This is a genomic window from Polynucleobacter sphagniphilus (assembly GCF_029892205.1).
Taxonomy (GTDB): Bacteria; Pseudomonadota; Gammaproteobacteria; order Burkholderiales; family Burkholderiaceae; genus Polynucleobacter; species Polynucleobacter sphagniphilus.
In genome coordinates this window covers 182,908-197,609 of the sequence record NZ_JARXVX010000003.1, presented here as the reverse complement: position 1 = coordinate 197,609, position 14,702 = coordinate 182,908, and the positions used below count along the sequence as shown (strand labels likewise).

Genomic DNA, 14,702 nt, shown 5'->3' with positions numbered 1-14,702 from the left:
CTATTCTAATCAAGCGCCACTCGCTCTTGCATTTGCCACATTTCTGTATAACGGCCATTGGCCATGAGGAGCTCAGAATGGGTGCCACGCTCAACAATTTGACCTTGATCCATGACAAGAATCTGATCGGCATGAATGATGGTTGAAAGTCGATGGGCAATAATCAGGGTTGTGCGATTTTTAGCTAAATTGAGCAATTCCTCCTGAAAAGCACGCTCTGTTTTCGAGTCCAAAGCTGAGGTTGCCTCGTCAAAAATGAGCATGGCTGGCTTTTTCAACAAAGTACGGGCAATGGCAACCCGCTGCTTTTCACCGCCGGATAACTTGAGGCCACGCTCCCCAACCTGGGTGTGATAGCCATCGGGAAGGTGCTTAATAAAGCCATCAATTTGTGCCGCTCGCGCAGCCTCGTGTACTGCCTCGGTGGAGGCGCTTGGATCACCGTAGGCAATGTTGTAGCCAATGGTATCGTTAAAAAGTACCGTATCCTGAGGAACAATTCCAATTGCTTTACGCAAACTAGCTTGCGTGACATCTTGAATATTTTGACCATCGATCAAAATAGATCCAGATTGAATGTCATAGAAGCGAAATAACAGGCGTGCTAGGGTGCTTTTACCCGCCCCGCTTTGCCCAACTACAGCAGCAATAGTTCCAGCAGGGATATGAAAGCTGACATCTTTTAGGATTTCACGTTTGGCATCGTAATGAAAAGAAACGTGCTCAAAACGCACATCTGGTCCCAATGAATGCGTTTGAATGTGCAATGGGGATGCGCCTGGAGCATCTGCAATTTCCTTTTCGGTATTGAGCAAAGAAAACATTCGATCCATATCCGTTAACGCTTGCTTAATCTCGCGGTAAATCACGCCCAAGAAATTAAGTGGGACGTACAACTGAATCATCAAGGTATTAACTAATACTAAGTCGCCCAAGGTCATACTGCCATTGACGACACCCAGCGTAGCCCGCCATAAAATCAATACCAAACCTGTTGCAATAATAGTTTGCTGACCTAAATTCAATAGCGCTAAAGACTTTTGCGATTTAATTGCAGCAGCTTGATATCGAATCAAATTATCGTCGTAGCGCTTTGCTTCAAAAGCTTCATTGCCAAAATATTTCACGGTCTCAAAATTCAGCAAAGAATCAATGGCTTTTTGATTTGCCTTTGAATCCATTTCATTCATGGTTCTTCTAAAGTGAGTGCGCCACTCAGTAACCAAGACCGTGAAACCAATATACAAAACCAAGGCAGTTAAGGTGATGCCCGCAAACCAAAAGTCATAGGAGTATGCAAAGTAACCCAGCACCAAACAAAACTCAATTAAGGTCGGTAGGATGCTATAGAGTGAATAGGAAATTAAGGACTGGATGCCACGCGTCCCACGCTCGATATCACGACTAACACCTCCAGTTTGACGCGCTAGGTGAAAACTCAAGGCCAAAGCATGTAAATGCTCAAAAACTTGCAATGCCACTTTGCGTACTGCGTTTTGAGTCACGCGCGCAAAAATCCCTTCACGCAATTCATTAAAGAGGGATGCCGAGATGCGTAATGCGCCATAGGCAATAATGAGAGCAACCGGCACTATCACCAAAGCTTGAGGGGCATCCGCCTTGATGTTGAGAGCATCAATCAAGCGCTTCATCAAAATTGGAATACCTAAATTCGCAAGTTTTGCCGCAATCAAACACGCTAGAGCAAGCGCTACCCTAAATTTATATTCCAATAAGTAAGGCAATAAATCGCGTATCACACGCCAATCATTGTCTTTAGAAGAATTTGCAGAAGGATCTGCGTGGTGTCGACCAGATGAATGTCTCATGACACTATCTTAGTGAGTTATCACTAGCTATGCTGAAAAGAGATGCAAGATCGCTTCGCCATTGCTACGAGAAAAACATTGCTTAGCAGCTTGTTCAAAGGGTAGCCACTGGTAAGCCACATGCTCTCTAGGCGCAAGTGTAACGCTCGTATTGTCTGGAACCTCCAATGAAAACCAATGTTCCGTATTTTGAGTGATGCCAGGAGGATAACGATAACGCCACTGCGGATAAATCTCATACTCAATTTGGTGGTGCATATTTTGCAATGCGCCTTCTGGCAAGGAGGTAATATCAATACCAGTTTCCTCCAGCACCTCTCTTGCAGCTGCTGTTGCTAGATCTTCATCGGGTGCATCAAGACTGCCTGTGACTGACTGCCAAAAGCCGCTCCGATCTGCTCGCTCAATTAATAAAACATCCCCAGTCGATTTGTAAATAACAACTAAAACCGAAATGGGGATTTTCAAGATAAGCGCGCTAGCGTTCTGATATGCAATTACGCAGCAGGGGCTGCTTGACGCAAACGAATATGCAATTCGCGCAATTGACGCTCATCAACCGGACTGGGAGCCTGGGTTAATAAGCACTGAGCACGTTGTGTTTTCGGGAAAGCAATCACATCACGAATCGACTCTGCACCAGTCATCATGGTCACGATACGATCCAAACCAAAGGCGATACCGCCGTGAGGAGGGGCGCCATACTGAAGCGCATCGAGTAAGAACCCAAACTTGGCTTGTGCCTCTTCAGCACCAATCTTCAAGGCACGGAATACCTGGCTCTGTACAGCCTCTTGGTGAATACGAACCGATCCACCACCAATCTCGCTACCATTGAGGACCATATCGTAAGCCTTCGCCAAACACTTGCCCGGATCAGACTCCAGATATTGCATATGCTCATCTTTGGGACTAGTAAACGGATGATGACAAGCAACCCAGCGCGCCTCGCCATCGTCGTAATCGAACATTGGGAAGTCAACCACCCACAATGGTCTCCAACCCTCAGTAAAGAGTCCATGCTCTTTACCCCAAGCAGAATGGCCAATACGTAAACGCAAATTACCCATGGCATCGTTCACTACTTTTTCTTTATCTGCTCCAAAGAAAATAATATCGCCGTCTTTTGCACCAGTACGTTTGAGAATGCCTTCTACCGCTGCATCATGTAAATTTTTCACAATGGGTGATTGCAAGCCATTACGGCCTTCTGCAATTGAGTTCACCTTAATCCAAGCTAGGCCCTTAGCGCCATAGATAGAAACAAACTGAGTGTAGTCATCGATTTCACTTCGACTGATCTCTGCGCCACCAGGTACGCACAAACCAACTACGCGACCACCTGCTTGATTTGCAGCTCCAGAAAACACCTTGAAATCAACATCTTTCATCAAATCAGTTAATTCAGTGAACTCAAAATTCACACGCAAATCTGGCTTATCAGATCCGAAACGCGCCATACCTTCTGAGTAAGGCATGGTTGGGAATGGATTAGGCAATTCAACGTTCATGGTTTTCTTGAAAATATGACGAATCATGTTTTCAAATAAATCACGAATCTCTAACTCACTTAAGAAAGCAGTTTCACAATCGATCTGTGTAAATTCTGGCTGACGATCAGCACGCAAATCCTCATCCCGGAAACACTTCGTGATTTGGTAATAACGATCAAACCCAGCAACCATCAACAATTGTTTAAACAACTGGGGAGATTGCGGCAAAGCAAAGAACTGGCCATCATGCACACGGGAAGGCACTAGATAATCACGCGCACCTTCTGGCGTGCTTTTGGTAAGCATTGGCGTTTCGATATCAATGAATCCGGCTTCATCTAAATAGCGACGGCATTCCATGGCTACGTTGTAACGCAAACGCAAATTCTTTTGCATCTGTGGACGACGTAAATCTAAAACGCGATGGGTTAAGCGGGTTGTTTCGGAGAGATTCTCATCATCCAATTGGAATGGTGGTGTAACCGAAGCATTCAAGATCACCAAGCTGTGGCACAAGATTTCTACTTTGCCGCTAACTAAGTCAGCATTCTCAGTACCAGCTGGGCGGGCACGTACCAAGCCTTTGATCTGAATACAGAATTCATTACGCACCTGCTCGGCAAGCGCAAACATTTCTGGGCGATCCGGATCACAAACAACTTGCACAAAACCTTGGTGGTCGCGCAAGTCAATAAAGATTACACCCCCATGATCACGGCGGCGGTTGACCCATCCAGAGAGGGTGACCTCTTGACCAATCAGTGAATCGGTTACCTGACCGCAGGTATGGCTTCGCATCGACATAACAATTTCCTATAAATCAAAAATGACTTGGTGACTGACTTGAAGTCAGGCCAGTTGAACTCGTGGGTGGCACAGAACCCATTGAAACAATATGCTTCAACGCTTCCTCGACACTCATATCTAGTTGAATTGTTTCTGCGCGAGGAACAATCATAAAAAAACCGGAGGTGGGGTTTGGGGTGGTTGGCAGGAAAACATTGACGTAATCCTCGCCCAACTTACTGCTGACTTCTTTTGCAGGGATTCCAGTTTGAAACGCAATAGCCCAAGAATTCGGATGCGGGTAACGAATTAACAGTGCCTTACTGAATGCTTGGCCACTACCAGAGAATAGGGTGGAAGAAACTTGTTGGACACTTGAATAGATGGAACGCACTACCGGAATACGGTTTACAAACTTATCCCAGACTTTTAACCACCACTGCCCAGCAAAATTAATTGCGATTAAGCCAGTAAACATGACTACAGCGACCACAATCAAAATACCCACTGCAGGTAGCTCACGGAAACGCTGAAGTTCTGCAGCAGACTCACGAGGAAGTACTGCCATAATGGCCTGCACTACTGAGCCAAAAACACCATCAAGCAAGCCCAAGCCCCAGGTAATCACCCAAATAGTGACTGCCATAGGAGCCCAAACGAGAATGCCAGCGATAAAGTATTTTTTCATATTCCTTGCCTAACCCAGCATTTTAGCGGGTTAAAGTGGCAACGGGGCGGGACTAGTAAATACCGGAGCTAATTATCAAAATTCCAGCCAAAAACCCACCAGCAAAGAGTAAGGCCCCTACTAAAAGCCGATGAGTGCGTCTTTCTTGGAGCAAAAGTGCTTTCAAAACCTCTAATTCTGGGTTTTTCTCATTCTTTTGCCGATGACCCTGATCCAAGCTTTGGGCAATCAGGCGCGGCAAAGTAGGGAGAATTTTTGCCCAAGAGGGTGCCTCTTCCTTCAGGCCATCGATCAAACCACGCCATCCTAATTGCTGACTAATCCATTTTTCCAGGATTGGCTTAGCGGTTTTCCAAAGATCCAGATCCGGATCTAGTTGGCGGGCAAGGCCTTCTACGTTTAACAAGGTTTTTTGGAGCAAGGTCAATTGCGGCTGAATTTCTACCTTAAAGCGTCTTGAGGTTTGGAATAGGCGCATTAAGACAAGTCCTAAAGATATCTCTTTGAGCGGGCGATCAAAATAAGGCTCACATACGGAGCGCACCGCCCCCTCTAACTCTTCTACTCTTGTGTTTGCAGGAACCCAACCAGATTCAATATGCAGTTCAGCGACGCGACGGTAATCGCGATTAAAAAATGCCAAGAAATTAAGGGCTAAATAATTTTTGTCGGACTCACTCAGTGCGCCAACGATTCCAAAGTCTAAGGAAATAAATCTTCCGAATGTTTCTGGCTCTAAGCTAATGAGGATATTTCCAGGATGCATATCTGCATGGAAAAAACCATACTCAAACACTTGAGTAAAAAATATTTCAACGCCATCAGCAGCCAACTTTTTAAAATCGACACCCGCCTCTTGCAAGACCTTCGTACGACCGATGGAGACCCCATTCATCCTTTCCATCACAATGACATTGGTATGACAGAAATCCCAATACATTTCAGGGATCATCAATTTTTTGGAGTCCACAAAGTACCGACGCAACTGGCTCGCGTTCGCTGCTTCGCGCATTAAGTCCAATTCGTCATGTAAGTAGGTATCAAATTCAGCCACGTTCTCGCGTGGCTTGAGGCGACGACCGTCTTCGGAGCTACGTTCAACAATTTTTGCTAAATCATATAAAAGTGCAATGTCGCCCTCAATGACTGGCAGAATGCCGGGGCGCAGTACTTTAATGGCAACTGCTCGTCCATGCCACTCGGGATGCTTCTCAGTGCCTCGCAATACCCCAAAGTGCACCTGCGCTACAGAAGCACTCGCTACCGGTGTTGCATCAAACTCTAAAAAGATCTCTTCAATGGATTGACCTAGATCTACTTCAATTAAGCGGCGCGACTCTTCATTTGAAAATGGTGGAACTTGATCTTGTAGTTTGGCCAATTCATTCGCAATATCCTCTGGCAGAAGATCACGACGTGTTGATAAAACTTGACCAAATTTCACAAAGATCGGTCCAAGAGCTTCTAGCGTCAAGCGAATGCGTACGCCTCGCGGCATCTTTGAATTGGGAGAAAGCCAACACAGCATGGTTAAGAAGCCCTTACGAATGCCAGGTCTTAAGAGGTCACGTAATAGAGGCAATAAGCCATAGCGCCATGCTGTAAAAAAGATATAGAAAAGACGAGCTAGTCGACGCACGATTTATAAAGCCTTTTTTTCTAGTAATTGAATGCGTTTTTCGATGCGGTCTACCGCATCTCGTAAATCATTTAATTCTGCCTTGCGGTTAGCAAAATCACGCTTATTTAGTAATACTTTTTTTTCTTCGCTAACGTACTCAACCACGTTATCAAGCAAATCACCAGCAGCCAACTTGCTTGCAGAGAGCCATTTTTTCCCTTGCTTAACTGTAAAGTGTGCAGGCGCATCACCTAGCAAACGAGATAAATCCTCCTCATACTCCCAGCGAACCTGACCAATTAATCGACCTAATAATTGCGCCAAATCTGCATCACCTGCAATCTTCACCGCTTTAAATGCCTGTTCCCGCAAATTGCCTGGGCTGCCAAGGATTTCAGTTAATGCTTTTGCTGAAATGCTCAAGATTAGGGATGGCTGCTCTATTTCGGAAGCCGCCTTAAGCAGGCCTTCTGAACTTAATTCAAAACCAAGATTGCCAAGCGGCATTTCTATCAAGATGGTTTTATAGGCATGTCGACTTAATTCAGTCATCGCCCAGGGCTCAGCAGAGAGCACATGATTAATCCCGCGGCAGGCTGTGGCAGCTGCAATGGTGTGTGTGGTTGAAGAAGTGCTATTCATGAGTGTAAAAAACCCGCAAGTACGCGGGTTTTCCAATGGAAAGTGCCCTAAGCTTAAACCAACTGCCTAATACCCGCCAGTACCCAGCCTCCAGGACCCTCTAAAGGCTTAGTTAGATTCCAGATTTCAGAGAAATGATTAGCAGGTGCATCTATTTGCTCGCGAATTAAGCCTGAAAACTGGACGCTACAGAAATAACTCGCATCCGCAGTCTCAATTCCCAATAATTTGGCATCTATGGTCAAGACATCGGTTTGATTAGCGCTATCACTACGGCCGGATAAATCTTGTGAGATGGTTGCAAACATTTCAGGCGTTGTGTATTCGCGCAATGCCCCCAAGTCACCGCTATCCCAAGCCTTTTGCAAACTAATGAAGTACTGCTTTGCATTGGCTAAAAAAGCATACTCATCAAAACCAGGGGGCAAAGTTGAGTGGAAAGGCTGAGCCTCTAAGCCAACACCAGCAAATGCATTTGCGGCAGGGGTAAATGCCGGCTCTTGTCGTAAGCCAGATTCACTTGTACGCTGCATCCCTTGCCTCAGGTGATTGGATTGCGTCATGACCGAGCTTGCGGGAAGTAATTTGCGAATGACAAACATGATCGCAAATCCAGCTAAAGCAGCAAGAAGCAAACCAGTAATTAAAGAGGAAGCGCCTTCCCCCAAGCCAAAATGAGATAAAAGATAACCAATGCCTAATCCAGCAGCCAAGCCTCCCAACATCCCACCCATTCCACCAAAACGACTTGGCGTAGGTGCTTGAGGAGTAGGTGCAGCAGGAGCTGCTTGGGTCTGCTGCGCTGGCTTTTGGAGCGGCGTAGCTTGCCTTTGAATGGGGGCGCTAGGTGCGCGACCAAAACTTTTGCCACCGCCCAAACGTGCAGCGTTTACTGGTCCAACAAAAGCGAGCAACAAACTCAGGCTAATTAGTAATGCTTTGAAGAAACGCTGATTCATTTGGTATTCCATATAAAACCTCTTTGCTTAATATTTAAAACCAATATGCAAAGCAACAATACCACCTGTCATACGATGAGTCTCTACCTCATCAAATCCAACGCCGAGCATGATTTCTTTTAAGGCATCCGCATCTGGATGCATCCGGATAGATTCAGCCAGATAGCGATAGCTTTCTGAATCCTGAGCAATCTTCTCACCCAACCAAGGTAGCACCTTGAATGAATAAGCGTCATACACAGACTGCAAAAAGGCATCAGGTTTTGAAAACTCCAAGACAAGCACGCGACCACCTGGTTTGATCACGCGACGCATTTCGGCTAAAGCCACGTCTTTATGGGTCATATTGCGCAAACCAAATGCCACAGTCACCACATCAAAATGATTTTCTGGAAATGGAATCTTCTCAGCATCGAATTGAACACATGGCAAAGCTAAGCCCTGATCAAGCAAACGGTCGCGACCAACACCTAGCATCGAAGCATTAATATCACTTAACCATACCTGCGCCTCGGTGTTTTGACCCCAGCCAGCTGCGCGAGCAAAGGCGGCAGCCAAATCTCCAGTACCGCCTGCAATATCCAAGACCTTCTGGCCAGGACGAACTTGCGCACGCGCAATAGTGATTTTTTTCCAAACACGGTGTAATCCAAATGACATCAAATCATTCATCACATCGTATTTCGCAGCCACAGAATGAAATACCTCGGCAACCTTGCCAGCTTTTTCTGCTTCATCTACGCTTTGATAACCGAAGTGCGTTTTACTCATGAATGGCGCTCTCTATCTGAATAATTACTTTTAGTGACTGCCGCAAGAATGACCTTGCTTAGTCATTGGGGCATCTCGATCTAGCCCAGCGGCAGCCAGCTTTTCTAGATGAGTTAACCAGAGTTGTTCTTGATTCTCACATAGCTTATATAAATAATCCCAAGTAAATAAACCAGAGTCATGCCCATCTGAAAATGTAGGCTTAAGGGCGTAATGTCCCACTGGTTCAAGACTGGTAATCAATACATCTCTTTTGCCAGTTTGCAAGGTTTCTTGCCCTGGGCCATGTCCTTGTACTTCAGCAGAGGGTGAGAGTACGCGCAATAATTCAAACGGCAAACAATACGTACTCCCATTCTCATAGGTCAACTCTAATACCTTGGATTGCTGATGCACCACGAGGTTAGTTGGAATCATTAAACCAATACCCTTTCGATACCACCTTGATTGGCCTTAACTACATACTCTTGCATCCAGTTCTTACCTAATAATTTTTGAGCCATTTCAACCACGATATAGTCGGCAGTGGTATCACTATCGGAATCAAAACGGGTTAGGCCTTGCAAGCAAGAAGGGCAACTAGTCAAGACTTTGACATCGCCAGTAAAGTCATCTTTACGCAATTCATTAGCGCCCTTTTCCATTTCAATTTGTTTGCGGAAACGCACTTGAGTAGAAATATCTGGGCGCGTGACAGCCAATGTACCTGACTCACCACAGCAACGGTCATTCTTCTGAATGGCTTTGCCATCTTCAAGCTGAATAAGTTCATTTACCGTTTTTAAAGGATCTTGCAATTTCATTGGGGAGTGACACGGATCGTGATACATGTACTTCACGCCCGTCACATTCTCCAGCTTGACGCCCTTCTCGAGGAGATACTCATGAATATCAATAATGCGACAGCCGGGGAAAATTTGCTCGAACTGATAGCCTGCTAATTGGTCGTAGCAAGTTCCGCAAGAAACTACCACTGTCTTAATGTCCAAATAATTGAGGGTGTTAGCAACCCGATGGAATAGAACCCGATTATCGGTAATCATCTTTTCCGCTTTATCAAAGTCACCATTGCCGCGCTGCGGATAGCCGCAACATAAATAACCTGGTGGCAATACAGTTTGTACACCGACATTCCACAGCATTGCTTGAGTCGCTAAGCCTACTTGTGAGAATAAGCGCTCAGAGCCGCAACCTGGGAAATAAAACACCGCTTCGGTTTCTGAAGAAGTGGTTTTAGGATCTCGAATAATTGGCACGTAATTGGCATCTTCAATATCAAGCAGTGCACGCGCTGTTTTCTTCGGTAAATTGCCCGGCATCTTCTTATTAACAAAGAAGATAACTTGCTCCTTCACACTTGGCTTACCAACCGTCGCTGGTGGATGGGTAGTCTGTTTGCGCGCGAATTTACGCAGCACATCATTGCCTAATCGTTGCAACTTATATCCCCAGCCAATCATAGCCGTACGCGCTAGATTAATTGTTTCTGGGCTGGTTGCATTTAAGAAGAACATGGATGCAGCCGTACCAGGGTTAAAACGTTGCTGGCCCATCTTGCGTAATAAATTACGCATGTTCATAGTCACATCACCGAAGTCAATTTTGACCGGACATGGTGTTAAGCATTTATGACAAACTGTGCAATGCGCAGCAACGTCATCAAACATTTCCCAATGACGAATGGATACACCGCGACGCGTTTGCTCTTCATATAAAAATGCCTCGATCAACAATGAAGTTGCCAAGATTTTGTCGCGTGGACTGTAAAGCAAGTTTGCGCGTGGTACATGCGTAGAGCACACTGGCTTGCACTTACCGCAACGCAAGCAATCTTTCACGCTATCAGCAATTGCGCCAATATCGCTCTGCTGCATGATGATCGATTCATGACCCATCAAACCAAAGCTCGGCGTGTAAGCCATGCTGAGATCGGCGTTGGGCATTAACTTACCTTTGTTGAAACGACCTTCAGGATCCACACGATTTTTATAGCTACGGAAGTCCTTTAACTCTGCTTCAGTGAGGTATTCAAGCTTGGTAATACCAATACCATGTTCACCCGAAATCACGCCATCTAAAGAGCGGGCTAATTTCATAATGCGATCAACTGCATGATGCGCATCTTGCAACATCTCATAGTCATCAGAATTGACTGGAATATTGGTATGTACGTTACCGTCACCTGCATGCATATGCAAGGCGACAAACACCCGCTTACGCAATATACGCTTATGCGTTGCTTCGAGCTCAGCCAAAATCGGTTCGAATGCTAAACCGCCAAAAATAATCCTTAGCTCAGCGCGTACCTCCTCCTTCCAGGATGCACGCAAACTGAAATTCTGGAGCTGTGAGAAATAGTTATCCATTCCAACCAACCAGTCAGACCAACGGGTGCGCACCTTCGCAATTAATTCCAAGGCCTGCTGCACCCGATCGCCCAAAATCTCGGCAGTCGGAATTTCATAGTCATCATCGCCCTTACCTAATGGCAAAGCGCTCTTTCTCAAGAAAGACTCGAGACCATCCAATACTTGCAATTTATTTTTCAGGGACAACTCAATGTTGATGCGATCGATCCCATCGGTGTACTCACCCATCCGCGGCAATGGAATCACTACATCTTCATTGATTTTGAAGGCATTGGTGTGCCGCGCAATGGCTGCAGTACGGGCCCGGTCTAACCAGAACTTTTTGCGCGCTTCCGCACTCACAGCAACAAAGCCCTCGCCGACACGCAAATTAGCCATACGCACAACTTCACTGGTTGCCGCTGCCACCGCTGCTTCGTCATCACCTGCGATATCACCAATCAAAACCATTTTTGGCAAGCTATTACGCTTGGATTTAGTGGAATAGCCAACCGCCCTGAGGTATCGATCATCTAAGTGTTCTAAGCCAGCCAATATTGGGCCACCTTGTTTACTCAAGCCATCTAAATAGGCCTTGATTTCGACAATGCTTGGAATGGCTTCTCGTGCTTGACCAAAAAACTCTAAGCAAACAGTACGCATGTATTTAGGCATGCGATGCAAGACCCAAGTGGCACTCGTGATTAAACCGTCGCAACCTTCTTTTTGAACTCCTGGTAGTCCAGATAAAAACTTATCTGTAACATCCTTACCCAAACCTTCTTTACGAAAGCGCTTGCCTTCTACTTGGAGAGTTTCTTTTTTCAGAATACGCTCGCCTGGCTCACTCAAACCATCCGACCAAGTTAACTCAAAGCGCACTTGATCAACTTCATGAATCTTGCCTAAATTATGATCAAGACGCTCGATATCTAACCAGTTACCCTCTGGATCAACCATTCTCCAGCTAGCCAAGTTATCTAGTGCAGTACCCCAAAGAACGGCTTTCTTACCACCAGCATTCATCGCGATATTGCCACCAATGCAACTGGCATCAGCTGAGGTTGGATCGACAGCAAATACAAGCCCAGCATGCTCTGCGGCGTCGGAAACACGTCGCGTTACAACGCCTGCACCAGTAAAGATGGTAGACACTTCATGAGTAACCCCTGGCAAACGTTTGAGTTTGACGCCGCCAATATCTTGCAACTTCTCAGTATTGATCACGGCTGACATTGCATACAAAGGAATTGCACCGCCGGTGTAGCCAGTGCCACCTCCACGTGGAATGATGGTCAGGCCCAATTCAATACAGGCTTTTACGAGCCCAGGAATTTCAGATTCATAATCAGGCTTGAGAACCACCAAGGGAAACTCCACCCGCCAGTCAGTAGCATCAGTCACATGCGCTGCACGCGACACGCCGTCAAAACAAATATTGTCAGTAGCGGTATGACGACCCAATATCTTGAGGGCGCGCTTACGTAACTGCTCTACTTCTTTAAACCCAGTCTCAAAATTGTCGACTGCGCGATGTGCAGCATTCAATAAGATCTGCACCTGATCTGCAGAATCGCCGCTAGAGCGTTTTTTCACTTCACCCAGACGATGCCAGAGGGCATCGATCAAGAGCTTGCGGCGATTGGCGTTATCCAGCAAATCATCTTGCAAGAATGGATTGCGCTGTACGACCCAAATATCACCTAAGACCTCAAACAACATCCGCGCAGAACGGCCAGTACGACGTACACCGCGCAAGTCATTTAAAACGCGCCAAGACTCCTCGCCCAAGAGGCGAATCACGATTTCTCGATCGGAAAAAGAGGTGTAGTTGTAGGGAATTTCGCGTAAACGGGGGGTGCCCGCCTCGGCGTCCAACAACTGATTTAAAGCCAATGGAGCGTTCATAGCGTCATATTTGATAAATAAGCATTTTAATAGAGCGAAGCTGATATTGGCAGGAATCCGACAAAGTTGCTGCTGGCGGAAATAAACCCTTTCAAATCTAAGGGCTTAGGGCCATCCGTGGTACGCTCATCAGATGGCAACGAACTATTTAAAGAAAATTTTATCGGCCCGAGTCTACGATGTAGCCAGGGAAACTGAATTACAGCTCGCTCCTGCACTCAGCAAGCGCTTAGGCAACCAAGTTTTACTCAAAAGAGAAGATAACCAACCGGTTTTTTCCTTCAAATTACGTGGCGCTTACAACAAGATGGCCCATTTACCCCCGGAAGCCTTAAAACGCGGGGTCATCGCAGCCTCGGCAGGCAATCACGCTCAAGGGGTGGCCCTAGCGGCCTCCAAAATGAAATGTAAGGCCGTCATTGTGATGCCAACCACTACTCCCAGCGTCAAAATTGAGGCTGTAAAAGCTCGAGGCGGCTCCTGGGTAGAGGTCATTCTGCATGGCGAGTCCTATAGCGACGCATTTGAATATTCAGAACTTCTTGAGAAAAAACGTGGCTTAACCTTTGTTCACCCCTTTGATGACCCGGATGTCATTGCTGGACAGGGCACGATTGCCATGGAAATTTTCGAGCAACATCAAGCGCCTATCGAAGCCATCTTTGTAGCCATCGGTGGTGGTGGCCTCATCTCTGGAATTGGCGAGTACACCAAAGCCATTAGCCCAAAGACCAAAATTATTGGCGTACAGGCATCCGATTCAGATGCGATGCGTCGTTCTCTCAAAGCCAATAAACGCATCGAGATGAAGGATGTAGGCCTCTTCTCAGATGGCACGGCAGTCAAGCTGGTGGGCAAAGAAACCTTCCGTATTTGCAAAAAGGTAGTTGACGACATCATCACTGTCGATACAGATGAGATCTGTGCGGCAATTAATGATGTCTTTACCGATACTCGAAGCATTCTGGAGCCTGCTGGCGCCTTGGCTATTGCCGGCATGAAGAAGTATGTGGAGACCCATCGCACCAAGAAAAAAACCTTGGTAGCAGTTGCTTGTGGTGCAAATATGAATTTCAGTCGTTTGCGTTTTGTTGCGGAACGCGCGGACGTTGGTGAATTCCGTGAGGCAGTATTTGCCGTCACCATCCCCGAAGAACGCGGCTCATTTAAACGCTTCTGCGAATTACTGGGCAAGCGCAACGTCACTGAATTTAATTATCGTATCACCGATCAAAATCAAGCCCATATCTTTGTTGGCATTGGCACGCAAAAAGCGACTGATAGTGCTGCTATTGCGAATCACTTTACCAAGGCTAAATTTGCAACGATTGACTTAACCCATGATGAGTTAGCCAAATCGCATCTGCGTCACATGGTTGGCGGAAACTCAGCACTCGCGAACGACGAATTGCTCTATCGCTTTGAATTCCCAGAGCGCCCTGGAGCCTTGATGAAATTCTTGACCAGCATGGCGCCTAACTGGAATATTAGCCTGTTCCATTATCGCAATCATGGCGCTGACTATGGTCGTATCTTGGTGGGTATTCAAGTTCCCAAAAATGAGCAGAAGAAATTCCAAAATTTCTTGGCCTCTCTTGGCTATCCACATTGGGATGAGACCAATAATCCAGCTTATCGACTGTTTCTAAAATAAGAC

At 46.2% G+C, this 14,702-nt stretch carries 11 protein-coding genes; 1 reads left to right on the top strand and 10 read right to left on the bottom strand.

The genetic code is table 11. The annotated features are described in order from the left end of the window. Nucleotides 1-5 precede the first annotated feature (5 nt). The 10 genes from M2125_RS07840 to M2125_RS07795 are packed head-to-tail and all read right to left on the bottom strand — an operon-like array spanning nt 6 to nt 13,045. Nucleotides 6-1,829 carry an ABCB family ABC transporter ATP-binding protein/permease gene (locus M2125_RS07840; protein WP_076023681.1) on the bottom strand — a complete coding sequence of 608 codons (1,824 nt, stop codon included), beginning with the start codon at nt 1,827-1,829 and terminating at the stop codon, nt 6-8. Between the two features lie 27 nt (nt 1,830-1,856). Beyond that, on the bottom strand, nt 1,857-2,297 hold the full coding sequence (nudB, locus tag M2125_RS07835) for a dihydroneopterin triphosphate diphosphatase (protein WP_076023680.1): 441 nt from the start codon (nt 2,295-2,297) through the stop codon (nt 1,857-1,859). Nucleotides 2,298-2,326: 29 nt separating this feature from the next. After that, nucleotides 2,327-4,126 carry an aspartate--tRNA ligase gene (gene aspS / locus M2125_RS07830; RefSeq protein ID WP_076023679.1) on the bottom strand — a complete coding sequence of 600 codons (1,800 nt, stop codon included), beginning with the start codon at nt 4,124-4,126 and terminating at the stop codon, nt 2,327-2,329. Nucleotides 4,127-4,142: 16 nt separating this feature from the next. Beyond that, entirely contained in the window at nt 4,143-4,796 is a 654-nt protein-coding gene (locus M2125_RS07825; RefSeq protein ID WP_076023678.1) for a DUF502 domain-containing protein, read from the bottom strand. Nucleotides 4,797-4,848: 52 nt separating this feature from the next. Further along, nucleotides 4,849-6,435, bottom strand: a complete 1,587-nt coding sequence (gene ubiB, locus M2125_RS07820; RefSeq protein ID WP_280741664.1) for a ubiquinone biosynthesis regulatory protein kinase UbiB — start codon at nt 6,433-6,435, stop codon at nt 4,849-4,851. A 3-nt stretch (nt 6,436-6,438) separates the two neighbouring features. Continuing rightward, the gene (locus M2125_RS07815; protein WP_277541960.1) at nt 6,439-7,059 is read right to left on the bottom strand and encodes a ubiquinone biosynthesis accessory factor UbiJ; all 621 of its coding nucleotides are present in this window, start codon (nt 7,057-7,059) and stop codon (nt 6,439-6,441) included. Between the two features lie 53 nt (nt 7,060-7,112). Then, nucleotides 7,113-8,018, bottom strand: a complete 906-nt coding sequence (locus M2125_RS07810) for a Tim44 domain-containing protein (protein ID WP_076023848.1) — start codon at nt 8,016-8,018, stop codon at nt 7,113-7,115. A 27-nt stretch (nt 8,019-8,045) separates the two neighbouring features. Continuing rightward, nucleotides 8,046-8,789 (bottom strand): bifunctional demethylmenaquinone methyltransferase/2-methoxy-6-polyprenyl-1,4-benzoquinol methylase UbiE, encoded by a 744-nt coding sequence (ubiE, locus tag M2125_RS07805; protein ID WP_076023675.1) that lies wholly within the window; start codon nt 8,787-8,789, stop codon nt 8,046-8,048. Nucleotides 8,790-8,819: 30 nt separating this feature from the next. After that, on the bottom strand, nt 8,820-9,206 hold the full coding sequence (locus M2125_RS07800) for a gamma-butyrobetaine hydroxylase family protein (protein WP_076023674.1): 387 nt from the start codon (nt 9,204-9,206) through the stop codon (nt 8,820-8,822). Beyond that, complete coding sequence (locus tag M2125_RS07795) at nt 9,206-13,045, bottom strand: DUF3683 domain-containing protein (protein WP_076023673.1); 3,840 nt, start codon at nt 13,043-13,045, stop codon at nt 9,206-9,208. The genes M2125_RS07800 and M2125_RS07795 overlap by 1 nt, the downstream gene beginning before the upstream one ends. 133 nt (nt 13,046-13,178) lie before the next feature. Here M2125_RS07795 and ilvA point away from each other — a divergent pair, with 133 nt between their 5' ends. Continuing rightward, nucleotides 13,179-14,699 carry a threonine ammonia-lyase, biosynthetic gene (gene ilvA / locus M2125_RS07790; protein ID WP_280742802.1) on the top strand — a complete coding sequence of 507 codons (1,521 nt, stop codon included), beginning with the start codon at nt 13,179-13,181 and terminating at the stop codon, nt 14,697-14,699. Nucleotides 14,700-14,702: the final 3 nt, after the last annotated feature.